Origin of the sequence: Pseudomonas sp. MWU16-30323, assembly GCF_020515595.1 — a bacterium.
Lineage (GTDB): Bacteria > Pseudomonadota > Gammaproteobacteria > Pseudomonadales > Pseudomonadaceae > Aquipseudomonas > Aquipseudomonas yamanorum.
Map to the genome: position 1 here is coordinate 99,964 of NZ_JAIWYM010000013.1, position 21,985 is coordinate 121,948.

At 58.1% G+C, this 21,985-nt stretch carries 25 protein-coding genes; 11 read left to right on the plus strand and 14 right to left on the minus strand.

Annotated features, from left to right (window positions below):
- The first annotated feature begins 1 nt into the window (after window position 1).
- From LIY45_RS17125 to LIY45_RS17145, 5 genes are read left to right on the plus strand one after another with little or no spacing between them, the layout of a single operon-like run.
- Window positions 2–640, plus strand: coding sequence for a hypothetical protein (locus LIY45_RS17125; RefSeq protein WP_226476994.1), 639 nt, complete (start codon window positions 2–4; stop codon window positions 638–640).
- Complete coding sequence (locus LIY45_RS17130; protein ID WP_226476995.1) at window positions 633–1,565, plus strand: hypothetical protein; 933 nt, start codon at window positions 633–635, stop codon at window positions 1,563–1,565. Before LIY45_RS17125 ends, LIY45_RS17130 begins: the two co-directional genes overlap by 8 nt.
- Window positions 1,562–2,107, plus strand: coding sequence for a DNA-binding protein (locus LIY45_RS17135; RefSeq protein WP_226476996.1), 546 nt, complete (start codon window positions 1,562–1,564; stop codon window positions 2,105–2,107). The genes LIY45_RS17130 and LIY45_RS17135 overlap by 4 nt, the downstream gene beginning before the upstream one ends.
- Window positions 2,104–2,808 (plus strand): hypothetical protein, encoded by a 705-nt coding sequence (locus LIY45_RS17140; RefSeq protein ID WP_226476997.1) that lies wholly within the window; start codon window positions 2,104–2,106, stop codon window positions 2,806–2,808. Before LIY45_RS17135 ends, LIY45_RS17140 begins: the two co-directional genes overlap by 4 nt.
- Complete coding sequence (locus LIY45_RS17145) at window positions 2,781–3,758, plus strand: hypothetical protein (RefSeq protein WP_226476998.1); 978 nt, start codon at window positions 2,781–2,783, stop codon at window positions 3,756–3,758. Before LIY45_RS17140 ends, LIY45_RS17145 begins: the two co-directional genes overlap by 28 nt.
- Window positions 3,759–3,866: 108 nt before the next feature.
- Here the strand turns inward: LIY45_RS17145 and LIY45_RS17150 are convergent, their stop codons facing one another.
- Both LIY45_RS17150 and LIY45_RS17155 read right to left on the minus strand, forming a co-directional pair.
- The gene (locus LIY45_RS17150; RefSeq protein ID WP_226476999.1) at window positions 3,867–4,526 is read right to left on the minus strand and encodes a hypothetical protein; all 660 of its coding nucleotides are present in this window, start codon (window positions 4,524–4,526) and stop codon (window positions 3,867–3,869) included.
- Window positions 4,527–5,753, minus strand: a complete 1,227-nt coding sequence (locus tag LIY45_RS17155) for an ATP-binding protein (protein WP_226477000.1) — start codon at window positions 5,751–5,753, stop codon at window positions 4,527–4,529. It lies immediately after the preceding gene.
- Window positions 5,754–6,239: 486 nt separating this feature from the next.
- On the opposite strand from LIY45_RS17155, the gene LIY45_RS17160 reads away from it, so the two are divergent.
- Window positions 6,240–6,830: a hypothetical protein gene (locus LIY45_RS17160; RefSeq protein WP_226477001.1), complete on the plus strand. Its 591-nt coding sequence runs from the start codon at window positions 6,240–6,242 to the stop codon at window positions 6,828–6,830.
- A gap of 54 nt (window positions 6,831–6,884) precedes the next feature.
- Here the strand turns inward: LIY45_RS17160 and LIY45_RS17165 are convergent, their stop codons facing one another.
- The 6 genes from LIY45_RS17165 to LIY45_RS17190 all read right to left on the minus strand — a co-directional run bounded on the left by LIY45_RS17165 (window position 6,885) and on the right by LIY45_RS17190 (window position 11,002).
- The gene (locus tag LIY45_RS17165; protein ID WP_226477002.1) at window positions 6,885–7,100 is read right to left on the minus strand and encodes a hypothetical protein; all 216 of its coding nucleotides are present in this window, start codon (window positions 7,098–7,100) and stop codon (window positions 6,885–6,887) included.
- A 680-nt stretch (window positions 7,101–7,780) separates the two neighbouring features.
- Window positions 7,781–8,050, minus strand: coding sequence for a hypothetical protein (locus tag LIY45_RS17170; protein WP_004371186.1), 270 nt, complete (start codon window positions 8,048–8,050; stop codon window positions 7,781–7,783).
- 332 nt (window positions 8,051–8,382) lie between these two features.
- Window positions 8,383–8,736: a gamma-glutamylcyclotransferase family protein gene (locus tag LIY45_RS17175; RefSeq protein ID WP_226477003.1), complete on the minus strand. Its 354-nt coding sequence runs from the start codon at window positions 8,734–8,736 to the stop codon at window positions 8,383–8,385.
- Between the two features lie 17 nt (window positions 8,737–8,753).
- Window positions 8,754–9,416 carry a M24 family metallopeptidase gene (locus tag LIY45_RS17180; protein WP_226477004.1) on the minus strand — a complete coding sequence of 221 codons (663 nt, stop codon included), beginning with the start codon at window positions 9,414–9,416 and terminating at the stop codon, window positions 8,754–8,756.
- A gap of 68 nt (window positions 9,417–9,484) precedes the next feature.
- Complete coding sequence (locus LIY45_RS17185; RefSeq protein ID WP_017475763.1) at window positions 9,485–10,063, minus strand: DUF4337 domain-containing protein; 579 nt, start codon at window positions 10,061–10,063, stop codon at window positions 9,485–9,487.
- Window positions 10,064–10,117: 54 nt separating this feature from the next.
- Window positions 10,118–11,002 carry a LysR family transcriptional regulator gene (locus LIY45_RS17190; RefSeq protein WP_226477005.1) on the minus strand — a complete coding sequence of 295 codons (885 nt, stop codon included), beginning with the start codon at window positions 11,000–11,002 and terminating at the stop codon, window positions 10,118–10,120.
- A gap of 96 nt (window positions 11,003–11,098) precedes the next feature.
- Between LIY45_RS17190 and LIY45_RS17195 the strand changes: the two genes are divergently transcribed.
- On the plus strand, window positions 11,099–12,067 hold the full coding sequence (locus LIY45_RS17195; RefSeq protein WP_226477006.1) for an SDR family oxidoreductase: 969 nt from the start codon (window positions 11,099–11,101) through the stop codon (window positions 12,065–12,067).
- Here LIY45_RS17195 and LIY45_RS17200 read toward each other — a convergent pair.
- Entirely contained in the window at window positions 12,054–12,410 is a 357-nt protein-coding gene (locus LIY45_RS17200) for a DUF2784 domain-containing protein (RefSeq protein ID WP_017475760.1), read from the minus strand. The two genes, LIY45_RS17195 and LIY45_RS17200, sit on opposite strands and share 14 nt — an antisense overlap.
- Before the next feature lie 136 nt (window positions 12,411–12,546).
- On the opposite strand from LIY45_RS17200, the gene LIY45_RS17205 reads away from it, so the two are divergent.
- A complete protein-coding gene (locus tag LIY45_RS17205; RefSeq protein WP_226477007.1) occupies window positions 12,547–13,233 on the plus strand; it encodes an HAD-IA family hydrolase in 687 nt (228 codons plus the stop codon).
- Window positions 13,234–13,426: 193 nt separating this feature from the next.
- Here the strand turns inward: LIY45_RS17205 and LIY45_RS17210 are convergent, their stop codons facing one another.
- Window positions 13,427–13,810 (minus strand): YbaN family protein, encoded by a 384-nt coding sequence (locus tag LIY45_RS17210; RefSeq protein ID WP_226477008.1) that lies wholly within the window; start codon window positions 13,808–13,810, stop codon window positions 13,427–13,429.
- Between the two features lie 20 nt (window positions 13,811–13,830).
- Window positions 13,831–14,418, minus strand: coding sequence for a YecA family protein (locus LIY45_RS17215; RefSeq protein ID WP_017477430.1), 588 nt, complete (start codon window positions 14,416–14,418; stop codon window positions 13,831–13,833).
- A gap of 330 nt (window positions 14,419–14,748) precedes the next feature.
- Here LIY45_RS17215 and recQ point away from each other — a divergent pair, with 330 nt between their 5' ends.
- Together recQ and LIY45_RS17225 are read left to right on the plus strand one after the other, a co-directional pair.
- Window positions 14,749–16,875, plus strand: a complete 2,127-nt coding sequence (recQ, locus tag LIY45_RS17220; RefSeq protein ID WP_177071210.1) for a DNA helicase RecQ — start codon at window positions 14,749–14,751, stop codon at window positions 16,873–16,875.
- Window positions 16,876–16,996: 121 nt separating this feature from the next.
- Window positions 16,997–17,431 (plus strand): MarR family transcriptional regulator, encoded by a 435-nt coding sequence (locus tag LIY45_RS17225; protein ID WP_017477432.1) that lies wholly within the window; start codon window positions 16,997–16,999, stop codon window positions 17,429–17,431.
- Window positions 17,432–17,563: 132 nt separating this feature from the next.
- On the opposite strand, the gene LIY45_RS17230 is transcribed toward LIY45_RS17225, so the two are convergent.
- Window positions 17,564–19,753, minus strand: a complete 2,190-nt coding sequence (locus LIY45_RS17230; protein WP_226477009.1) for a patatin-like phospholipase family protein — start codon at window positions 19,751–19,753, stop codon at window positions 17,564–17,566.
- Between the two features lie 83 nt (window positions 19,754–19,836).
- Between LIY45_RS17230 and LIY45_RS17235 the strand changes: the two genes are divergently transcribed.
- Entirely contained in the window at window positions 19,837–20,124 is a 288-nt protein-coding gene (locus tag LIY45_RS17235) for a SelT/SelW/SelH family protein (protein ID WP_226477010.1), read from the plus strand.
- On the opposite strand, the gene LIY45_RS17240 is transcribed toward LIY45_RS17235, so the two are convergent.
- Complete coding sequence (locus LIY45_RS17240) at window positions 20,118–21,008, minus strand: DMT family transporter (RefSeq protein ID WP_226477011.1); 891 nt, start codon at window positions 21,006–21,008, stop codon at window positions 20,118–20,120. The two genes, LIY45_RS17235 and LIY45_RS17240, sit on opposite strands and share 7 nt — an antisense overlap.
- Window positions 21,009–21,163: 155 nt before the next feature.
- Window positions 21,164–21,955 carry an AraC family transcriptional regulator gene (locus tag LIY45_RS17245; RefSeq protein WP_226477012.1) on the minus strand — a complete coding sequence of 264 codons (792 nt, stop codon included), beginning with the start codon at window positions 21,953–21,955 and terminating at the stop codon, window positions 21,164–21,166.
- Window positions 21,956–21,985 lie beyond the last annotated feature (30 nt).

Below are 21,985 nucleotides of genomic sequence, written 5' to 3' on the forward strand. Positions count from 1 at the left end.
CATGAGCATATTTTTTCACGCCAAAACCGCAGGTTTTTACGACACACGCGCCCACGGCGAGCGCACCTTGCTGGTAGCCGACCCGAAGTGGAAACATCCGATGATCAGTGTCCCGGACCCCAGCTGGATGGGCGCCGAAGGCTCGAAGGACAGCGCCCCGACGATCAAAGTGAAAGACCCGAAAGCCATACCGCCCCTGGTCGAGGTTTCCAACCCGGGCTGCAGCCTGCCACCTGCCGGCGAACTGTTGGAAATTACCCTGGGCGAGTACCAATCGTTGTTTGCCGCCCAGGCTATGGGAAAAGTCATTCAAGCGGTGAAGGGCAGGCCCGTGGCTGTCGACCCGCCGCCGTTGACCTGGGAGCAGCGCAAATCCGAGTACGTGGCCAGCGTCCAGATGTTCCTCGACAGAACGGCGAAAGCCTCCGGCTACAGCGACCTAAAAGACGTGATCACCTACGCGGATGAACCTTCGGTACCGAAGTTTCAGGCGGATGGGTTGGCGTTCCGCACCTGGCGCTCACTGTGCTGGGCCTACTGCTATGAGCAGTTGGCCGCCATCGAGCAGGACAAGCGCAAGGCACCGACCAGCGCCGAGTTGGTGGCCGAATTACCTGCCCTGGTACTGCCCAATGCCTAACGCGAATTGGGCGCCGGTGACAATGCGCTGGCCCGCGAAGGCCACCGAATGGATGGGGCAATTGTCAGCCGCTCAGGGGCTGGCCGGCGGCGAGCTGGCCAGCACGGCTAAACGCCTGGCCGACTTGAGTAGCAAGACCAGTACCAGCCCGGGGCCGGTCGGTGGTGCTGCCCAGGGCGCAATCGCTGCTGGACGTGCTGCGCTTGCTGATCAAATGGGCGAGGCCCCGGCCTGCCTGGTGGTGACACCGTTTCAAAGTGGGATTGGGCAAGGCCGCGGCTACCAGCGTTTTCTGTCTGCACCGAACATGCTGCAGCAGCTGGCCAACAAACTGGTGGACGTGAGCGACACAGGCCGGCCCGATGGCCAGCAGTACGCCCTATGCCTGATGTTCCTGGCCTCCCGCTTTGATCAGTTGGCCGAGAGCCTGGCGCGGTTCAATGCCTTGCTGCCGATGCCTGACCTGGTGCGGGCCGAGCGCCGAGCGCGGCACCTGTCCAAGCTGGAGACGGAAAAGTGGGAGATCCCCACCGCCGGCGCGTTGCCGCGCTGGCAGGATCTGCCCCTTGAGCGCTGCACTGTGGTTAAGGCGGCGCAGCAATCCATGGCCGGACAGATCGCCGTCCTGGAGAGCTACGCCGCCGACAGTTCGCCCATGGCCGACCTCTCGGCCCTGGCCAACCGCAAGGCCGCGCAGCAACAGGGCCGTGACAAGCAGTTGGCAGATCTGAAAGCCCTGCTGGCTGATGGCAGCCCTGACAGCAGCATGCGCGCGCGGCTGATCGGCCCGGGCAACGCTACCGAGCTGAGCCGCCGGCTGCTGGCCGGTGACGCCCCGGGGCACGAATGGGTGTTATGTGCCGGCGCGCTGCTGGTGGGATCTGAGCAGGGTCTGAGCTTTGTTCGTGAGCTGGTGGGCCTATGACGCTTCTACTCGACGGGCAAGAGGTGCGCGGGAAGAACCTCAAAGTCACCGGCAACCTGCGCATTGAAAGTGACGATCTGTCAGGCCAGACCAGCAACACCGACAAGGGCCACAAGGGTTTCAAGCCCAAAACCCTGACCGTCAGCCTGATGATTCCTTTTGTTGACCAGGTGCAATTGCGCGACCTGATGCGCCTGGTTGAAGCGACCGAAGGCGGTGGCCAGCTCAAGACGTACCGCATCGTCAACGACACCGCTGCCGCGTTCGGCATGCGCCAGGTGACTTTCACCGAAGGCGTGAGCGCCCGGGAAGACGACAACCTGCGCGGCTGGCTGATCCAATTCACCCTGACCGAAAAGCTCTCCAACCCGGAAAAAGTGGAAGGGCGCCGATCGGGCAACGCAGTGACGGCGCAGTCTGGCCCGGGCGGCGCGGTCGGCGGTACCGGTGGCGACACACCAGGTGGGCCCGAGGAACTGACCGGCTTTGAAGCGACGCTGAAAAAGGTGGATACCTGGTTAGGCGGGAGTCCCAAGGCATGAAGCTGCACAAGGAATTGACCATCAGCGGGGTGCCTTATGTCCTGGTCAAAAACGAAGTCCGGCTGGATGCGAAAAGCCCAGGCCGGGCGACGTTCACGATCCAGGCTACGGCGCCGGTCAAGGGGCTGGTGACACTCGATATCGGCTACAACAGCAGCCCGCTGCAGCGACACTTCATTGGCTACGTCGAGCGCAGCAGCACGGCCAGCAGCACCCAGCAAGTGCTGTTCTGTCGCGAGCTGGCCGCGATCCTGGCCAACCCGGTGCCGCTGAACCTGCGTCACGTCGACCTGTGCGCCGTCCTGGTCGAGATCGGCCAGCACACGGGCTTGCGCTTTCGCGTCCCGGAACAGCCGTATGCCAGCGTCAAGGCGCCGTTTTTCTACAGCCTGGCTGCTGGCTATCAAGCCATGGACAGCCTGGCCCGGGTTTTCAACATCCCCGACTTCATCTGGCAGCAACAGGGTGACGGAGAAGTGTTCGTGGGCAGTTGGGCCGACAGCTTCTTCGGCGTTCGCTCGCCGCTGCAGCTGCCGGTGGAACTGTTCGACGATTACCAGGGCAACCAGAGCGCGATGATTGCAGCCCTTCCCGGGTTGCGACCAGGTGCAACAATTAACCACGGCGAGCGCATCACCAGTGTGGCGCTCATCGACAACCAGATGGCCATCCGATGGACGACGCAATCCGCCGCAGCGTAGAACGACAATTCCCCGAACTCACCGGCGGTTACCACCTGCCACGCTTTGCCCGGGTTGTCGCCGTGGCCGATGCCCCCGTCGGCGCCGGGATCTGCGACGACTTCCGCCCACGCTACGCGGTCGACATCGAGGTCATGGGGCCGGACGGCGAGCCAGATACCAAGCTGCCGATCCTTGCCGGCGTGCCTTTGCCGCTGCCCACCGGTGGCGAGGAAATGGGCATCTATGCGTTCCCCGAGGAAGGCACCCAAGTTGTGGTGTGCTTTGCCTACGGCCTGCCGCACAAGCCTTATATCCAAACCATTCTGCCCCACGGCCTGAGCATGCCCAGCGTCCCGAAGGGGGACCAGGTGTGGCAGCACAGCGAAGCCTGTCAGCAGCGTGTCGACGCGGACGGCAACTGGCTGCGCCAGACTGACGGCAAGATCCTGGACAAGGCGATCGAGCGGGAAGTGGAGGCGATGGGCAACATGGAGACGTTCCAGAATCACACCAGGACGGTGGACGACCATTCAACTGAGTCAGTAGGAGGGGTCAAGACCATCGAGGCGTTGGGCGCGCTCAAGCTGCTGTCGGGCGGATCTGCGAGCCTGGCGGCGGTGGATGACTTCCACCAGGCGACCGGGCGTGACTTAAATCTGGTGGTGGGGCAGAAGCACAACGCCACAGTGGGTGGCGATATGGAGGAAAGGATTGAGGGACTGCGCAAAAGCGTGGCTGCGGTCAGTCAGCGGTTTGTGGCGCCCAAGACCTGGCTGGGTTCAGAGGGGGTCAACGTCCTCCAAGTGCTTTGTGATTTGCTCGATTTGGTGCAGCAGATGAACACTCAACTATCTACTCACACTCATTTGGCTGGGGCTTCTCCAAATCCTAGCGACGTAGCTGCCTTTATATCAAAAGCAGCAACGGTATCCGGTCTATTTATAAAGGTCAAAGCCATTACCTTGTAGATCGCCACATAATAAATTGTTAAGTATGTCCGTATAGGGCGGAGAAATAGTATAAACACGATTCTTGGATGATCGTGTTTATACGGAAGTTTGCAAAAAAATATCTTATTAGTCCATGGAGTCTTTGACTAGTTCTAAAAGTTCGGGGGAGTCTAGTATTGCCCATCTTAAAAAGGCAGAATACTCTTGGTTGCGACTCATTAAATTCCTGATTTTTTCCAGTGAGTGCGCTTTCTCTGCCGGTAGACTATCTTCGCTTTCGTAGATATTCATCTGTTCGACTAGCTTTGCATAACGTCTAAATACTCGTTTTCTGAGATATGTCGCAGTTACGGCTTTATTTCCAGTGTTGTCTTCGTTAAAGACTTTTCTTATTAGGTTTGCTGTTTCAATGGTTTTTGGGTCGTCGTCGCTAGGCTCAATAATTACCGTTGCTGAAAATGGTGTAAGTGGTGGGTGATGTTTTATTAGCCTGAAGGCGTCAATCGCGTGATTGGTGCAGTTTATTAGGTTGTTGAAGAGGTGTCGCTTAAGGTTGTTGCATCTGCCACATGAAAAAAACAAGTTATTCCAGTCAAACATTTTCAGTGGATCACCCTGGTGGGCGTCAAAGTGTTCGACGTTTAGACTGAGCGGATCCTTGGTTTCACATATGTAACATTTGTCCGAAAAGTCACGCCTTAGTGCTTCTATTACATCTGGTGCTGTCCATGATTTATTTTTAGCAAGAGAAGCTGGAGCGGGGGCGCTGCGGATAACGTTGAACATTTAAACGCCCTCGGATTTCCGCTTGATTACTTTATTAACCGCTAGCTCGTAATACATCCTTGACTCTGCGTCGAGATGCTCCACGTGCGGCTCGATCTTGAGAAGAATAGATTCTGCTTCGGATAGTTTAAATTTTTTGGTTGCCGTAATGCTTGCTAGTTTTTTTATGGTTTCCTCGAGTTGCTTTGAAACTGGAGGAACACCGAGAAGCCCCTCTACAACTGCATCAATTGAGAACATGGACATGTCACTGCTTTCGTTACCAGTGCTCAAATCGTAAATAAGAGCGTTGTCGATTGAGGTAACTACGAAGGGAGAGTGTGTTGTGGCTATGAATTGAATATTTGGGAATGAAGAGCTTAGAAATGGAAAGATTTTCCGCTGCAAAGATACGTGTAGATGAACGTCGATTTCGTCAATTAATACTACTCCACTCAGTTTTTCTGGAGTGACTTCTAAATATTGAGTTCTTACTAGGAGGTCTGCGTAAATATCGAAGATTGCTAAATATCCAGAAGAAAGGGATTGAAAGGTATAATCCGACTTTCCTTCTTGTTGGATTTTGAATCTTAGCATGTCGGTATCAAACTTAAGGTTTATTGATTCGTCTTCAAATAGATAGCGAAAGTTTTTCAGCAGGCTGTCAAACCATTTGTCTATTTCTTCGGCTCTTTCCCTTGAATCATCTAGCTGGTTGCTTAGCGCGGAGCGCACACGTAAATTGACAAGGTGTTGCTCTAAGTTGGTGCTTAGGTTTTCATCTATTTTAATGCTGTTAATATCAACTTTAGACCCGCTAGCGTAAGAGACGCTGTTTATGCTGGCTTTTCTGTTTGCTGAGAAGATACTGATTAGTGCAGTGCGCTGCTTATATTCTGAAATAAAGTTTTTTGGGGTGTGGTAGGTTATTTTAAACGGGTCTGAAATGTCAGCTAGTCTGGCGGCGTGATTATCTAGGTTGAGTAAGAAATTTCCCCGTTGATCTTCTGTGAAAACAGGGTTTTCGAGCGCGGCTTGCATGTCTTTTATTGTTTTTTCACACTCCGAGATATGGAGGATGTTGCCTTGTGCAATGTTTTTTCGGATTGTTATGAAAAGGGCTTCGAGGAAAGATGTTTTGCCTGCGCCATTCCCACCTACGATTAATAGATTTTGACCTTTAAGGTTTATTTCAAAGGCTCGATTGGTGTTAGGTAAAGTTCCGCTGATATTATTTATGGGTTTCATATTAAGTTAGTAATTCCATTTGCTAATGGTTGAATTTTACGAAATGAATGCCATTATTTTTGTGTAAATTATCACAACACGGAAAAAAACACGCAAAAAAGCACTTATCCCCCTCCCGCCGACGGGGTTTGCGTCCCTTTTTTTTGCAAAGCCGGATGTAGTGCAAACGCACCTGCTGCCCAGGCGGGTTGCGGGCTGCTGCGAGAACATCACCTTTTCATCGTTTGCAATGATTTGCAGAAAAATGAAGCGTCTTTACCCAACAGGCTGCAAGCTGATCACCGAGTGCTTTAGGCCTAGAGCGTCGATTTCACTGAGCAGGACCGATGAAAAAGCTGATTTCTGGGCTTTTTCCAAAAACGGGGACAGCGCGCCATGGTAAAACTTGGTGTTTGGAGGGTAAGCATGAAAATACCGGAAAGCCACGAACGGAAAGGGCTGTAGTCAAATTTTTGATTTTCACGATATCGGCGTAAGGATATGGGTATGGACAACGTTGCTCCGGCGCTCATCGGCTTCAGCTCGGCAGTTCTGGTGGGCTTTTTTGGGCATTTCGTGGCGGAGGACTACCGTCGATTTAGAGATAGCCAATCCATAGCCGCGGCCCTAGCTGGTGAGATGAGTTCAATAATTTCGTCACTTCAAGACCTACATCTTGGCCTTAGCGGAATGAAAGCGGTACTGGATAGAGAGCAGGCAATCCATTTGCCTGAAATACCTGATCAGTCGAGTTCGATATTCGAAGCAAACGCCGAAAAGATCGGTTTGTTAGGTGCTGATTTCGCTGGGAAGGTCGCTTTTACCTACGACCAGATAAGAGCGTTCAGAACGTCATTCCAATTGCTCTCGAAAAACCATACAACCAGCCCGTTGCTCTGGAGCAGCGCGATTGTTGGGCGTTGTTTACGGCTCATTGATGTCAATCAGGCAGAGGCGATGGTCCTTGTGGAAGACCTGAAAAACTATTCAAAGAGCTCATACGCGAAATCTAGGACCGTAGGTGTGGTGGTAATCACAGGGTTAACACTCTTGAGCCTGAGCAGCTTATTTGGGGCGGTATTCTGCCTACAATCTTGAGGAAGGAAGTTAACGTTGAATAAACAGCGGTAAGCCGTCCAATCGCCGTCGATTCTACTTTTTCGCAATCCTTTTTAGGCGGGCCAGACCTTGCTTGATGTGGCCGGCATTCTCGCCAATCGTTTCTAGCGTACCTCTTACGTTGTCGCCCGTTACCACTGAGCCTTGTTCCTCCAGTCGGAGGGTAAGCTCCATCACTGCCGCTTCAAGGGCCAATTGATTTTCATAAATCCTCTCAAGCACATCTGAGAGCGAATATTCATGCGTCATGTGAAGACTCCTTGTCGTGAACCTACAGACTAGATCCCAACGCGGGGACACGTCTATCTGTTGGCTATTTTGGAACCAGGGCTGGGAAAAAGGTAATTTTGGTTAGGAAGGTCATTAACGCTGCTGTAGCCCTCGCAATTCGAGGGCTGAGCGCATTACCTTGAGGGGTAATATTTGGTAATAGCAAAGGTAATATTCGGCCAAGTGCCCGTTTTTGGTGGGCATGAAGGTTGGTAGGAATTACTCGCTGAAAAGGTAATGACCTAACCTATAAATTACCAAATTATTACCTTTCTCTATATCCTTCAACCCGTTGAAAATAAAGGGTTTTATCCTAGTTTCTTCGACGTATTACCAATATTACCTTTTTCCCATGCCTCAACATAAATCGACTGGGATGCCGTTTTTTACACCATCTCTGCCATCGCGCACTAACTTGGTGCAAAAGCCATGGGACTACCATGGGACTGAGAATGCCAGTTTTTTGGAGACATAGCATCGCTGCAGCCCTCGTAAACCGGGTACTTGCATGATGAAAGTTACTTTGCGGGTAGTTTCGAATCTCTCCTTCACCGCCAAATTCGATGTAAACAAAACCCCTGGTTTCGAGAGAAATCAGGGGTTTTGTGGTTTCTGGGGTTTGAATAGGTGGTTGTGGCAGGGGAATTAAGCCAATGGGTTTAGGAACACTGCGTAGCCATACGTCGCCCAATAACATCCAGCAAATCACAACCGTCGCGCAAAGGAATCGAACACAGCAGCGAAAAATCGCTAAGCACAACCGTGTCGCTGCTGATTTCCGCACGCAGTGCCAGATTTTCAAGAACTTGAGTAACAGCACGAATTCGATACCCAGCAGCGTCAAGTAGTACGTCCAGCGGCGCAGTGGTATCTACAAAAAGGGCAGGTGTCTCGCAATCGTTGCTGGTGAGGGCCATGTATTGGTTCATATGTGATGTCCGTTCTCTTAATGGAGGAGAGCAGCCACACATTTGTCGCCAAACAAAAGGTGGCAGCCGTACGCGGGTTGGCGAACCGGAACAAGACGGACAATGCCGGCAGACCCGAAGGTCTCCCGCGCACAGCTACCATTGGGTAGCTTATTGCGCGCAGGAGCATCCCGCAAATTAGCCGGGAGGCTTCTGCCGTCTTATAGTCGAGTCGCCAAACCCGGTCGCTATGAGAGCGACCGGCGAACTATATGCCCCACCTCACAAACCCGGCAGGGCATGCCTTCCGATTGATCTGTAGGAAATCACTCCGATTGACCAGCTGCACGCTCTCAAGCCTGCACATACACCCAAGCCGTCAACCCCGAAGCCAACCCCACCGAAACCCGCTTATAGTCCGACACCTCATACGCATCCGCCGCCGTCAGTTCCTGCTCGGTGATCTGAAACACCATCCCCTCAACACTGTCCTCATTCCGCCCGCTCGGCGACACAATCGGATGATGGGTCTTGCCACTGGCCGCCAACACTTCAGGATCGGTAATCTCCACCCAGCTTGTCGAATACCCCAGCATCGCATCCTGCTGACCCACCAACTCCCGCCCAAAGTTGGACAGTTGCACAGCCTTGTCCTGCAACGTGCCGTAAGAAAACAACAGCACGGGAAATTCGGTCGAGCGTTCCATCTTTATTCCTTGAAAAATTAAGCCAGCAAATCTTCGTAAAACGCACCATAAGCTCCGCTCCGGTGCGCAATTTGTATCTCCAGAATCCACAGCCCTTCATTGGGATACTGGTCAAAATCCCCAAGATCACCGCCACGGTAAATCGCATGGGGAAAGTCGCTGACGCGGTGCCCTTTGATGTCCAGGTTCAGCACCCAACCCATTTCCTTCGCTTGCTCTTCGGCAAAACGATACAGCTCCAGGCCGACGACTTTGTCGTTCCTCCAGCGCCGCTCAACCCGATCAAACAGCGCTTTTGCCGCGCTCGCACATGCCTTCATCTCGGGGTTGTTGCCGGTGCTGAACGTCGCCCCCGCATCGCCTTCATGGCCTTGCCACACGGCGCCCATGTCGATGAAGTAGATGTCGTTTTCCCCCAGCACCGTGTCGCCGTCGGAGCGTTCCTTGAAGGTCTTGAGGGTGTTGGCGCCAAAGCGCACCAGCAACGGGTGCCAGATGCGCTGCATGTCGAGGTCGGCGAGGACTTTTTTGCCGAGTTCGCGGGCTTCGGATTCGAGTATGCCGGGGCGGATGAGCCTGGACAGCGCTTCGATGGCGCGCCAGGTCATGGCCTGGGCGTAGCGCATTGAGTCGATGCTGTAGGCGACGCCCACAGCTTCCTTGGATGATTGTGCGGTCACCGGCTTTTCCTCGGCTTTATAGTGTCAGGCGTTATGCGTTTTACTATATAGCGATGGCAGGATGGAACCTAAATATGCAACCACGCCATCCCGCCCAACACCACACTCACCCCACCGGCGGTATACGCCATGCGCTTCAACCATTCCTTCCTTGTCAGCAACGTAATCGCCGCCAACGAAATCGCGATCTGAATCGCGGTCATCGCCTGTGCCCAGCGGTGATGCTGATGCAGCGCCTGCTCTGACTTTTCATCCCATTCCTTCGAGGTGGCTTCGAGCTTTTCGGCTTGTTTGCGCACGTCTTCCTTCTGGGTTTTATAGCGCTGGATCTCGTCAGTGTAGTGCTTGGCATCAACCCCTGGAATATGGGTCGCCAGCTCGGCGAGGTTCTGCCGGCTGGATTTGGCCTGGTAGTAGTTCCACTGGTTGGCGGCTTCGGTCTTGAAGATGGCGGCGTTGTTTTTGTCCATCGCCGCTTCGCTTTCGGTGGAGCCAGCCTGGTAGCTGAGCATGGCGCCGACCGTGGCCATGATGGCGGTCATCACGGCGATGCGGCTGGCGAAATTGTCCCCGCTGCGGTGGGCATGTTCGGTGGCATGTTCAACGTGTTTTTCGTGGGGGCTGGGAACTTCGAAGGCTTCGGACATGGGGGCGTCTATGAAGGGATTGAGGGACTCTGATTCTTCACCAGCGAAGCTGTCTCAATCCTGTACGTAATGCTGCAAACCGGCCACCAGGGCATCAAAGGTGACGCGGCAGCGTGGGCTGTTACGCAGGTCTTCGTGCATGGTGACCCAGGTGTCCAGTTGCAGGGCAAATGCGTCCGGCAGGACTCGGCTCAGGCGGGTGTCTTGCCGGGCCAGTTTGACCTGGCAGCCACCGATACCGGCGCCGGCACGGATCAGGGCCAGTTGTGCGAGGTCGCTGTCGCTGCTGAGGGAAAAGGCGCTGCGGTCGAAGCCTTTGACGGCCAGGCTGCGGATGAACGCGCTTTCCTGGTCGTAGCCGATGACTGAATGGGCCGTGAGGTCATTCAGGCTCTGGGGCGTGCCGTGTTGTTGCAGGTAGTCGTTGCGCGCGTGCAGGCCGACTTCGATAACGCCGATGCGCTTCGCCAGCAGTTGTTCCTGGCTGGGTCGGACCATTCGCACCGCGATGTCGGCTTCCAGTTGCAGCAGGTCCAGCAGACGGTTGCTCAGCACCAGTTCGACCTTGAGGTGCGGGTGCTGCTGGCGCAGGCGGGTGATGATCGGCGGCAGGACTTCCACGCCGATCACTTCGCTGGCAGACACCCGCACCACGCCGCTTACTTCCGGGCCTTGAGGCGAGGCTGCACGTTCGAGTGCGGCGGCGGTGGTTTCCATGGTTTCGGCATGGGTGCGCAGGGTGAGGGCGACGGCCGTAGGCAGCAGGCCGCTGGCGGAACGGGTGAACAGCACCACGTTCAGGGATTTCTCCAGCGCAGCGATGTGCCGCCCGACCGTTGGCTGGGTGATGCCGAGCTGCCGTGCGGCTCCCGACAACGATCCTTCCTTGAGTACCCCGAGGAATGACCGGTAAAGCTCCCAACCAATAGTCGATGCCATGCATAAATGTATAGCGTCTGGATCATCTTCGGCAATTCCTCTATAGCCTGCCGGCGAACAGAATCGCCCCATCAAACAGCCCTCAGGGGAAAAAGCATGAACAAGGTTCTGGTGTTGGGGGCGACGGGCGGGATTGGTGGTGAGATGGCACGGCAGTTGTTTGCTGCGGGCTGGCAGGTGTGCGCCCTGACAAGGGATGTGGATAAGGCTCACAAGCAGAACGCCGATTTCACCTGGATAAAAGGTGATGCGCTGAACCGTGAGGAAGTCGTCGCGGCGGCCAAGGGCTGTTCGGTGATCGTGCATGCGGTCAACCCGCCCGGTTATCAGCGCTGGGCAGAACGGGTGCTGCCGATGATCGACAACAGCGTCGCGGCGGCTATCGCTGAAGGGGCGACGATTGTCCTGCCGGGCACGGTGTACAACTTCGGGCCGGATGCCTTTGCGCGGTTGGAGGAAGATTCGCCGCAGCACCCACTTACCCGCAAGGGCGCGATTCGGGTGGAGATGGAGCAGCGTTTGCTTGAGGCGACCCGGCAGGGCGCGCGGGCGCTGATCGTGCGGGCGGGCGATTTTTTCGGCGCCAAGGCCGGCAGCAGCTGGTTTTCCCAAGGCTTGGTCAAGCCCGCAAAGCCGGTGGCCAACGTGAGCTATCCAGGGGCGCCAGGCGTGGGGCATCAGTGGGCTTACCTGCCTGACGTGGCGAGAACCATGGTCGAGTTGATTGCACGCCGCGACACCCTTGATGCCTTCGCCCGCTTTCATATGGCGGGGCACATAGATGCCGATGGTCGGCAGATGAGCCAGGCGATTCAGCGCGTGGTGTCACGCAGGACCGGCCACCAGCCTTCTGTCAGGGCTTTCCCATGGTGGCTGCTGAAACTGGCCGCGCCCTTTGTCACCACCTTCCGTGAGATGCAGGAAATGCGCTACCTGTGGCAAACCGAAGTACGCATGGATAACCGTCGTCTGGTGCAGGTGTTGGGCAGCGAACCCCACACGCCGTTGGATGAGGCGGTTGAGGCGACATTGGCTGGTATCGGCTGCTTGCCTAAGAACGCCTGATCAACCGCACATACACCGCGATATTGATCAGCAACACCAACGCGCCCAGTCCCAACTGAATCTGCGGCGTCAGCCCGGCCGGATAAATCAGGGTCAGGATGTAATGCTCGATGAAGCCACCGCCGTAACCCTCCTGCCCGGCCAAATGACGAAACAGGTTTTCCCAGCGGGTCAGCGGGCAGGGCAGGTGGAACACTTCCACCGCAACGCCCCAGGCAGCAGCGGGCAAATGCAGCCACATCACGGGCCGCCATTTGAGGGCGAGCAAACCGCCAAACAGCACGAACAAAATGAACGACAAATGAAACAGCACCAGGCCGTCGGCGCAAAGGCGGTAGAACATTGGGGGCACTTCCAGGGAGAAGGTAAATATTCTAAAGGGCAGTGTTGCCGGTCGGAAGCTTAACGGTTGCTTGCAGGCAAGGCGGGCCGTTATTGTGCTGAATCCTTTTAGTCCTTTTGCCCACGGATCTGTAGTGATGAATGCACCGCGTACCGCTGTCCCGATCAAGGCTGTCATTTTCGATATGGACGGGTTGTTGCTGGACACAGAAGGCATCTACACCGAAGTCACGCAGATCATCGCCGAACGCTACGGCCGTACCTATGACTGGGGGATCAAGCAGCACATCATCGGTCGCGGCGCCCAGGACCTGGCGGATTACGTGGTCAAGGCTTTGGACCTGCCGATTACGCCTGCAGAATTCCTGGTGATCCGCGAGCCGCTGATGAGCGAGCGTTTCCCCAGGGCCTTGGGCATGCCGGGCGCTGAAGCGCTGGTGCGGCACTTGAAGGCGCATAACATTCCGATTGCCGTGGGCACCAGTTCGTCGCGCAATTCGTTTGGGCACAAGACCACGCTGCACCGTGAGTGGTTTGGGCTGTTCGACACTATCGTGACGGCGGATGACCCGGAAGTGGGGGCGGCCAAACCTGCGCCGGATATCTTCCTCACGGCGGCGCGGCGCTTGGGTGTGGCACCGGAGGATTGCCTGGTGTTTGAGGATTCGCCGTTTGGCGTGACGGCGGCCAAGGCTGCGCACATGACTGCGATTGCGGTGCCGGATGAGGCGATGGCGGACAGCAAGTATCACCATGCGGACCAGATTATTCGCAAGCTGGCGGAGTTTGATCTGGCGGCGTATGGCTTGCCGCCAATGCGCTGAACGCGCTGGTGAGCCTTCCTGGTGGGGGGGGGGGTGCTGTGGCGAGGGAGCTTGCTCCCGCTGGGCTGCGCAGCGGCCCCAAAAAAAGCGGGAGCGCTGCGCACTCCAGCGGGAGCAAGCTCCCTCGCCACATCAAGCTCCCTGTCCACAGCAAGCGCCCTCTCTACAGGTCATTGCTGGTCTTGAGCGTGCTTCAGCGCTTGGCCAAGGTCTTCTGCCGCAAAATATAAAACGTCACCAATACCGCACTGGTCAGCATGAACCCCCGCGCCCAGATCAGCGGCACCAGGTAGCAGGAAAACCCGATACTCACCCACATCAACCCAATGGCATACACCTTGCCCTTGAGCGGAATCCCGTTGCCATCCAGATAGTCACGGATCCACGGCCCCAGGCGCGGGTGTTCCACCAGCCATTGGTAGAAGCGCGGGGAGCTACGGGCGAAGCAGGCGGCAGCCAGCAGAAGGAAGGGAGTCGTGGGCAGCACCGGCAGGAAGATGCCGATCACCCCAAGCGCTACGCTCAACCAGCCGATGGCCAGCAGAACGTAGCGCGTGATCACAGAGCGATTGCCCATGGGCGCCACGGGCAAGGGTCTTAGTGGTGGCGAGGCTTGAGGATCGCCGGCTTTTCGTCAGGTGCGTTGCACAGCAGGTACAGGGCGGTCAGCGCTTCCGGGATCTGAACAATCATGTCGTCCATCAGGTTGGCGTCGGAGGCGATGTCGGAGAACTCAGGTTGCTCGTCGAACAGGCCGGAACCGACCATGATCGGCAGCAGCATTTCGCTGACTTCTTCTTCAGCCGTTTCGAACCAGGCCTCTTCACGCAGGAACACGCCTTCCATGAAACCGATGCACCAGCCGCGCAGCTCGGAGTCGTCCGGGTCTTCGCCGAGGTCCAGGTCGCAAGGCAGTTCGAACTCTTCATCGGAAGCCAGTTGGCGGCCAATGTGAGCCTTGAGGGCCAGCAGGGTGGATTCGATTTCTTCGCGCTGGGCGGCATCACTGTAGTGAGGCTCTTCAGAGAACAGGGCGTCGATCCATTCACGATCAGGCACGACATCGGAGCAGATCGACAGCGCGGTCAGATAGCCGTGGGCGGCCACGTAGTCCAGCGCCTCGTCGTGCAGCTCATCGGCATCGAGGAAGGCTTGCAGGCGGGTTAGTTGCTCAGCGAAGGACATTGACGGACTACCTTGGGAATAAACGATGGGCAATTCTAGGCTTTCTTGAGCGCCCAGGCCAGCTTGTGGGAGCGGGCTTGCTCGCGAAGGGGACAATTGGGTCTACCTGACGGAATGAATTCCCAGCATTTCCGGCCATTCAATGGGCCTGTGCAATTCACCAACGGCACCCTTTGCCGGGTGACCCTCGGGTATACTGCCGCGTTTTGTGATGCCCCTACAGGCTAGGCGCCAGTCGCGGGAAAAGTTCGCTTACGGATTATTTCCCGCCCAAGCGTGCTTTTTCGACCAGCCTGTACAGAGGGATTTCGGCGATATTTGGAGTTTTTCATGCTCGAGCAGGCTCAACGCGTCCTCAAGGACATCTTCGGCTACGACAGTTTTCGTGGCCGCCAGGGTGCGATCATTGAGCGCGTGGCCAACGGCGGTGACGCCCTGGTGCTGATGCCTACCGGCGGCGGCAAGTCGCTGTGTTTCCAGGTGCCGGCACTCCTGCGTGAAGGCCTTGCAGTGGTGGTGTCGCCGTTGATCGCCTTGATGGATGATCAGGTGGCCACCCTGGAGGAACTTGGCGTGGCGGCTGCCGCGTTGAACTCCACCCTCAGCGCCGAACAGCAGCGCGACCTCGCCGCCCGCATCAAGCGCGGTGAAGTGAAGATGCTTTACCTGGCGCCCGAGCGTCTGGTTCAGCCGCGCATGCTGGCATTTCTGCAGAGCCTGGAAATCGCCCTGTTCGCCATCGACGAAGCCCACTGCGTGTCCCAATGGGGCCACGATTTCCGTCGCGAATACCTGCAACTGGGCCAATTGGCGGAGCTGTTCCCCAACGTCCCGCGCATCGCCCTGACCGCCACCGCCGACAAGCGCACCCGCGAAGAAATCGTCGAGCGTCTGCACCTGCAAAACGCCGAGCGGTTCCTCTCGAGCTTCGACCGGCCGAATATTTTCTACCGCATCGTGCCCAAGGAACAGCCGCGCAAGCAGTTGCTGGCGTTCCTTTCCGATCGGCGCAGTGACGCCGGCATCGTCTACTGCCTGTCGCGCAAGAAGGTCGACGAGGTCGCCGCATTCCTCAGTGAGCAGGGCTACCCGGCGCTGCCGTATCACGCCGGCCTGCCCAACGAACTGCGGGCGTACCACCAGAAGCGCTTCCTCAACGAGGAAGGCTTGATCATGGTCGCGACCATCGCGTTCGGCATGGGCATCGACAAATCCAACGTGCGCTTCGTGGCCCACATGGACCTGCCCAAATCCCTCGAGGCGTACTACCAGGAAACCGGACGTGCCGGCCGTGATGGCCTGCCGGCGGATGCCTGGATGGTCTACGGCCTGCAAGACGTGGTGATGCTCAAGCAGATGCTGCAGAACTCCGAAGGCGACGAGCGCCATAAGCGCCTGGAACAGCACAAGCTCGACGCCATGCTCTCGCTGTGTGAAGAAACCCGCTGCCGTCGCCAGACCTTGCTCGCCTACTTCGACGAAGACATGCCCCAGCCCTGTGGCCACTGCGATAACTGCGTGGATGGCGTGCAGACCTGGGATGCCACCGAACCGGCGCGTCAGGCGTTGTCGGCGATCTACCGTACCGGCCAGCGTTATGGTGTCGGCCATCTGGTGGACGTGCTGCTGGGCAAGGACAACGAGAAGATTCGCAGCTTCGGCCACGAAAAACTCTCGGTCTACGGCGTCGGCAAAGACCGCGCCGAAGGCGAATGGCGCTCGCTGTTCCGGCAGATGGTCGCCCGTGGCCTGGTGGACATCGACCTGGAAGGCTACGGCGGCCTCCGCTTGAACGACAGTTGCCGGCCGCTGCTCAAGGGCGAAGTCAGCCTGGAGCTGCGCCGCGACCTCAAGCCGCAAACCACCCCCAAAACCAGCACCAGCCAGGCCAGCCAACTGGTGCGCTTCGAAGAGCGCGAACAGTGGGAAGCCTTGCGTGCATTGCGCAAGAAGCTGGCGCAGGAACACAGCGTGCCGCCTTACGTCATCTTCCCCGACTCCACGTTGCTGGAAATGCTCCGCGAGCATCCCACCACCCTGGGCGAAATGGCCAGGGTCAGCGGTGTGGGTGCGCGCAAGCTGGAGCGTTACGGCCAGGCGTTCCTCGAAGTGCTCGGCGGCCAGGTCGAGGCGCCGAAAGAGGTGGCCGATATCCGCCACGAGTTGATCAGCCTGGCCCGCGCCGGCATGACCCCGATCCAGATCGCCGGGCAGTTGCAGTGCTCGGAAAAGAACGTCTACACCTTGCTCGCCGAGTCCATCGGCAAGCAGCAGTTGTCGTTGGAGCAGGCCCTTGATTTGCCGGAAGATTTGCTCGGCGAAATCCAGGATGCATTCCTGGATGGAGAAGGCGAATTGCCACCTGTTTCCGAGATTGCGCCGCTGTTTACCGGGCGTGTGCCTGAAGGCGTTTTGTATTGCGTCAGGGCCGCTTTGCAGTCGGAATTCGAGATTTGATGTGCCAATTACGACAATGTAACGAATCAGTACATACCGGGTCTTGCCTACTGGCATGGGTCATGCTTAGCTGACTAATAATTAGCCACACTTTATTTTCAGTCTAATCCATGAGTTTTTTATGCCGTTAACCGATCAACACCGTTTTGGCATGCAGTTGGCGCAGATGTCCCGAGGTTGGCGTGCCGAGCTGGATCGTCGTTTGGCCGGACTGGGCTTGTCCCAGGCACGCTGGCTGGTGCTGCTGCACCTGGCCCGTTTTACCGAACCGCCTACCCAGCGTGAGCTGGCGCAAAGTGTTGGGGTAGAAGGGCCCACATTGGCGCGTTTGCTCGACAGCCTGGAAAGCCAGGGCCTGGTGCAACGCCAGGCCGTGGTGGAAGATCGCCGCGCCAAGCGCATTGTGCTGTGCGACACCGCGAAGCCGTTGATCGAACAGATTGAAACCATCGCCACGGCCTTGCGCCATGAGCTGTTTGTGGGTGTCGATGAAGAGGATCTGCGAGTGTGCATGCGGGTGCATGAGCACATCCTCGGAAACCTCGAGAAGTCCTGAACCCAAGCACACAGAAGATCAAAAATGTGGGAGCGGGCTTGCTCGCGAAGGCGGTGTGTCAGTCAGCACATGTATTCACTGACACTCCGTCTTCGCGAGCAAGCCCGCTCCCACATGGGTTTTGCGGCGTAGTCAGAACGTCTGCCCCAGGTTCAGGTACACCGCCTGCTGATTGTCATCGTTAAACCCATAACTGAAATTCAACGGCCCCAGCGGCGTATCAAACCCCAGGAAAATACTGGCGGCGTTGATGTACCCGCTGTCGTATTCATTGTCGTTGTTCCAAGCCCGCCCGCGTTCCAGTGACGCGCCCAGGTACAACGGGAAATCCAGCGGCAAGTAAGACCGCGGCGTCAGCCGGCGATAGTAAACCGCACGCATCAGGCTGATGTTCTGCCCGGCAATCGCATCCTCGCGAAAGCCCGACAACTGCCGCGCGCCCCCCAGCAGGAAGCTGGAAATCACTACATCCGACTTATCCAGGGTGCGTCCATAACGCCCGCCGAGGATCAGCGTGTCCGGCCCGCTGCTCATGGCCTTGTCCAGCTTGAATTCCCACTGGCGATAGCGCTGGTCCGAACCCAGCCCCGGTTCGAACTCACGGAAGGCCAAGCCAATGTCTTCGCCGGTGTGGGGGAAGTACACGTTGTCGAACGAGTCAAAGGAGTACTTCAGCTCATAGAAACCCTCGCTGAAGTTGATGCTCGGTGAATCCCGGTCGCCAATGCGCACATCCGCCTTGCCCCAGGCCTCGCCCACGCCGAAACGAATCTCGCCGCTGTTGCCGATCTGCCGGCCCACGTTCAAGCCAAAGCCGTAGCGTTCCAGGCGGTACTCGGAGATCGGGTTGTTGTCTTCGATCAGTTCAACGTTTTGCGCCTGGGCACTGATATAGGGGGCGACGAAGTAGCGCGAGCCGGTGTCCATCGGCTGATAGAACTCGCTGTAAAGCTCCTGCTTGTCACCGATCTGCACCCGCGTCAGCCATTCGGCGCCGAGTCGGTTGATGCCGTTCATGCGGTAGCTGGCGCCGAGGTTGAAGGCGCTGTCGCCGCGCATGTCATCCGACAGGTTGAGCCCCAGGCGCAGGTAATCGGTGCCGCTGCGCTTGCCCCGGGCGCTGATGACCAGGGTGTTGTCCTTGCCCTTTTTCACCACGCGGTATTGCACCTGCTCGAAGTAATCCAGGCCATACAGGGTGCCCATGTCGGTTTGCAGGCGGGCCATGTCTAGAGGCTCGCCGAGGTTCTGGCGGATGTAGTAGCGGATCACCTCGTCGCCCACCTTGGAGTCGTTTTCCACCTTGATCGCGGTGATCACCGGATTGCGCTCGCCGGGCGTGCGGGCGGCCACCAGGGACGGGTCTACCGGCTCGGCCGGGCGCAAGTGGGCCAGGCGTACGTCGAGGGCGCGGGTGGCGCGGTAGCCTGCGTCGATCATGTCCTTGGCGCGACCGAAATCCGTCACGCCGTAAGCGGCCAATGGCGGCTGGATCAGTACGTCGCGGGGGGCCAGGGCCTTGAGTTGTTCTTCGGAGTTACGCCGGGTCATCAGGGTAATGGACTGGTTGAGCACGTCCACCACGGTGTTGAGTTGCTTGCGTGAACGCAGCGGGGTGCCGATGTCGACGACGATGGCGATGTCGACCCCCATTTCCCGCGCCACATCCAGCGGGATGTTATCGGTCATGCCGCCGTCCACCAGCAGCCGGCCATCCAGCTCCACCGGGGCAAACACCGCCGGGATCGACATGCTGGCGCGGATCACCTGGGGCAGGTGGCCTTTGCGAAACACCACTTTTTCACCACTGGTGATGTCGGTGGCCACGGCGCGGAAGGGGATGGGCAGCTTGTCGAAATCCCGTACGTTACTGGTGTGGGCAAACATGCTTTCCAGCAGCAAGGCCAGGTTCTGACCCTGGATCACCCCCAGTGGCAGGCCCAGGCTGCCGTCGTCGCGGAAGCTGAGTTTCTGTTTGACCAGGAAATCCCGGTCATCCTGCTTGCGCCGGAACGGCACGTCTTCCCGTGGCGGTGCGTCGGACAGGGCGAGCTTCCAGTCGATGCTCAGGGCGAGCTTTTCCAGCTCATCGATCTTGTAACCCGAGGCATACAGCCCGCCGATCACTGCGCCCATGCTGGTGCCGGCAATCGCATCAATGTGAATGCCTTGTTCTTCCAGGGCCTTGAGCACGCCAATGTGCGCCAGGCCACGGGCGGCGCCGCCGGAGAGCACCAGGCCGATCTTCGGGCGCGGGTTTTCGACGGCTTGGACGAGGACAGGGAGCAGGCACAGCAACAGGCAGGACAACAGGCGGCGCATCATCAATCTCAAGGCAGGACGATAAAGGCCGGTATTATAGCCACTCGATCCTTTCAACCCGCCAAGCAGGAGCCAGTCAATTCATGTCAGCGGCCAAACCCGAGATTGTCATCACGTATTGCACCCAATGTCAGTGGTTGCTGCGCGCCGCCTGGCTGGCCCAGGAGCTGTTGAGCACCTTCGCCGATGACCTTGGCAAAGTGGCCCTGGAACCGGCCACTGGCGGTGCGTTTCGGATTACCTGCAACGGTGTGCAAATCTGGGAACGCAAAGCCGACGGTGGCTTCCCCGAAGCCAAGGTGCTCAAGCAACGGGTACGCGACCAGATCGACCCGCAACGGGACCTGGGGCATAACGACCGTACTCAGTGAACCTCGGCTGTGGCGGCCGGCTGCTTGGCCGGTTTGGCGCTGCCCATCAGACCGGACACCACGATGGCGACGATGATCAGCGCGCCGCCCATCAGCATGCGCAGGGTCGGGGTTTCGGCAAACAGCAGCCAGGCCATCGTGATGCCGTACACCGGCTCCATGGCAAACACCACCGCGGCGGTGCGCGCCTTGAGCACCGCAAGGCTGGCGACAAACAGGCTGTGGGCCAGGCCGGTGCAGAACACCCCGAGCAGGCCGATCCACAGCCAGTCCAGCGCGCGCACTTCGGCCAGCCCGGGCGCAGCCACCGGCAACAGGCACAGCGCGACTACGACGTTCTGACACAAGGCCGCCTGCACCGGCGGAATGCGCCCACTGGCGCGATTGTTCAGCGACAGCAGCGAGAACAGCAAGCCGGAGCCGACGGCCCACAACAGACCGCTGGTGGCCTGGCTGGCGAGGTTGAAGTCCGGCGTCACCAGCACCAGGCCGATGCTCACCAACACCACCAGCAGGATTTCATTGGCGCGAATCCGCTCGCGGAAAATCAGGCCTTCGAGAATCACCGTGAACGCCGGGAAGGTCGCGAAGCCCAAGGTGGCGATGGCCACGCCGGCGACCTTCACCGCAATAAAGAAACTCACCCAATGCCCGGCCAGCAGCAGGCCGCTGACCAGCAGGCGGCGCCAGTCGCGGGCTTGCAGCTTCTGCCAGGGCGTGTTGCTGGCAAAGCGCGCAAAGATCGCCAGGGCAATGACCGCGAACGCGGCGCGGCCAAACACGATAATCGCCGGCGAAGCGGCCGCCAGTTTGCCGAACACGCCAGTGAGGCCAAACATCAATGCGCCGATATGCAGGGCGCCGAGGGCTGTGCGGGGAGTCATTGCGATCCTTAAGCGACGGGTTTACAGGATCGCAGTCTAGAGGGTGGCAGGCGTTTGCGTCTGTCGTTGGGCTCGCGGCTTTTGTCGCAGGGCTCTTACCAGGCAGCGATCCCCTGTGGGAGCTGGCTTGCCTGCGATGCAAGCGACTCGGTCTTTCATAGAGAGTGCGGTGATGCTATCGCAGGCAAGCCAGCTCCTGCACTGGGCGGCGCCCGTCTGAAGGCGCGGGGCGAGAGGCCAAACTCCCGCAACATCGCCGCAGCAAACGCACTTTGCGATCCATAGCCAACCCGCGCTGCAATCTCGCCGATGGGCAATTGGCTGTTGCGCAACAGGTCGCGCGCCATCTGCAAGCGTCGGGTGCGCAGGTAGTCCATCGGCGTCTGCCCGCATTCCGCGATAAACCGTGCATGCAGGCGGGCGACGGACAGGTCGGCGATCTTCGCCAGGTCTGCCACTTGCAATGGGTGCGCGGCGTGCTTCTGGATATGCGCATCGAACGCGGCATACGGCAGGCGCTTGCCCGTCGGCGCCTGTACGAGATTGAGGCTGGCCAGCAGCAATACGGCGCCTTGCTGGGCAATCAGCGGGTCGTCCACCGGGCTGCTCGCCAGCCACTGCACCAGTTGGCTTTGGCGATTGTCGAGGGTCAGGTGGGCGGACTGGTCGAGCAAGCGCCGGCTGGCGTCGGCATGCTCCCCCAGGGACTGTGCCAACCAGTGTTCATCGGGCACGTCCAGCACCAGGCAGCGGCTGCCATCGCGGCTGATACACGCGTGATGAGCGGCGTAGGGCAGCACCATCACGCTGCTGTGTTGCACCTGGCTACCCCGGCCATCCACCTCGAAGTCCAGATGCCCGGACAGGCCAAACACCAGCTGCGCGTGGTCATGGCTGTGGGCGATAGGCTCTTCGACGTAGTGGCGTAGCGTGAGGTTGGGTCTCATCGCAGTCTCCTGGGCAGGCCCGCAGTTTAC

What these genes read in the sequence shown, in the direction of transcription:
- LIY45_RS17125 (WP_226476994.1), top strand. Translation starts at nt 2, where the DNA reads ATGAGCATATTTTTTCACGCCAAAACCGCAGGTTTTTACGACACACGC.
- LIY45_RS17130 (WP_226476995.1), top strand. Translation starts at nt 633, where the DNA reads ATGCCTAACGCGAATTGGGCGCCGGTGACAATGCGCTGGCCCGCGAAG.
- LIY45_RS17135 (WP_226476996.1), top strand. Translation starts at nt 1,562, where the DNA reads ATGACGCTTCTACTCGACGGGCAAGAGGTGCGCGGGAAGAACCTCAAA.
- LIY45_RS17140 (WP_226476997.1), top strand. Translation starts at nt 2,104, where the DNA reads ATGAAGCTGCACAAGGAATTGACCATCAGCGGGGTGCCTTATGTCCTG.
- LIY45_RS17145 (WP_226476998.1), top strand. Translation starts at nt 2,781, where the DNA reads ATGGACGACGCAATCCGCCGCAGCGTAGAACGACAATTCCCCGAACTC.
- LIY45_RS17150 (WP_226476999.1), bottom strand. Translation starts at nt 4,526, where the DNA reads ATGTTCAACGTTATCCGCAGCGCCCCCGCTCCAGCTTCTCTTGCTAAA.
- LIY45_RS17155 (WP_226477000.1), bottom strand. Translation starts at nt 5,753, where the DNA reads ATGAAACCCATAAATAATATCAGCGGAACTTTACCTAACACCAATCGA.
- LIY45_RS17160 (WP_226477001.1), top strand. Translation starts at nt 6,240, where the DNA reads ATGGACAACGTTGCTCCGGCGCTCATCGGCTTCAGCTCGGCAGTTCTG.
- LIY45_RS17165 (WP_226477002.1), bottom strand. Translation starts at nt 7,100, where the DNA reads ATGACGCATGAATATTCGCTCTCAGATGTGCTTGAGAGGATTTATGAA.
- LIY45_RS17170 (WP_004371186.1), bottom strand. Translation starts at nt 8,050, where the DNA reads ATGAACCAATACATGGCCCTCACCAGCAACGATTGCGAGACACCTGCC.
- LIY45_RS17175 (WP_226477003.1), bottom strand. Translation starts at nt 8,736, where the DNA reads ATGGAACGCTCGACCGAATTTCCCGTGCTGTTGTTTTCTTACGGCACG.
- LIY45_RS17185 (WP_017475763.1), bottom strand. Translation starts at nt 10,063, where the DNA reads ATGTCCGAAGCCTTCGAAGTTCCCAGCCCCCACGAAAAACACGTTGAA.
- LIY45_RS17190 (WP_226477005.1), bottom strand. Translation starts at nt 11,002, where the DNA reads ATGGCATCGACTATTGGTTGGGAGCTTTACCGGTCATTCCTCGGGGTA.
- LIY45_RS17195 (WP_226477006.1), top strand. Translation starts at nt 11,099, where the DNA reads ATGAACAAGGTTCTGGTGTTGGGGGCGACGGGCGGGATTGGTGGTGAG.
- LIY45_RS17200 (WP_017475760.1), bottom strand. Translation starts at nt 12,410, where the DNA reads ATGTTCTACCGCCTTTGCGCCGACGGCCTGGTGCTGTTTCATTTGTCG.
- LIY45_RS17205 (WP_226477007.1), top strand. Translation starts at nt 12,547, where the DNA reads ATGAATGCACCGCGTACCGCTGTCCCGATCAAGGCTGTCATTTTCGAT.
- LIY45_RS17210 (WP_226477008.1), bottom strand. Translation starts at nt 13,810, where the DNA reads ATGGGCAATCGCTCTGTGATCACGCGCTACGTTCTGCTGGCCATCGGC.
- LIY45_RS17215 (WP_017477430.1), bottom strand. Translation starts at nt 14,418, where the DNA reads ATGTCCTTCGCTGAGCAACTAACCCGCCTGCAAGCCTTCCTCGATGCC.
- recQ (WP_177071210.1), top strand. Translation starts at nt 14,749, where the DNA reads ATGCTCGAGCAGGCTCAACGCGTCCTCAAGGACATCTTCGGCTACGAC.
- LIY45_RS17225 (WP_017477432.1), top strand. Translation starts at nt 16,997, where the DNA reads ATGCCGTTAACCGATCAACACCGTTTTGGCATGCAGTTGGCGCAGATG.
- LIY45_RS17230 (WP_226477009.1), bottom strand. Translation starts at nt 19,753, where the DNA reads ATGCGCCGCCTGTTGTCCTGCCTGTTGCTGTGCCTGCTCCCTGTCCTC.
- LIY45_RS17235 (WP_226477010.1), top strand. Translation starts at nt 19,837, where the DNA reads ATGTCAGCGGCCAAACCCGAGATTGTCATCACGTATTGCACCCAATGT.
- LIY45_RS17240 (WP_226477011.1), bottom strand. Translation starts at nt 21,008, where the DNA reads ATGACTCCCCGCACAGCCCTCGGCGCCCTGCATATCGGCGCATTGATG.
- LIY45_RS17245 (WP_226477012.1), bottom strand. Translation starts at nt 21,955, where the DNA reads ATGAGACCCAACCTCACGCTACGCCACTACGTCGAAGAGCCTATCGCC.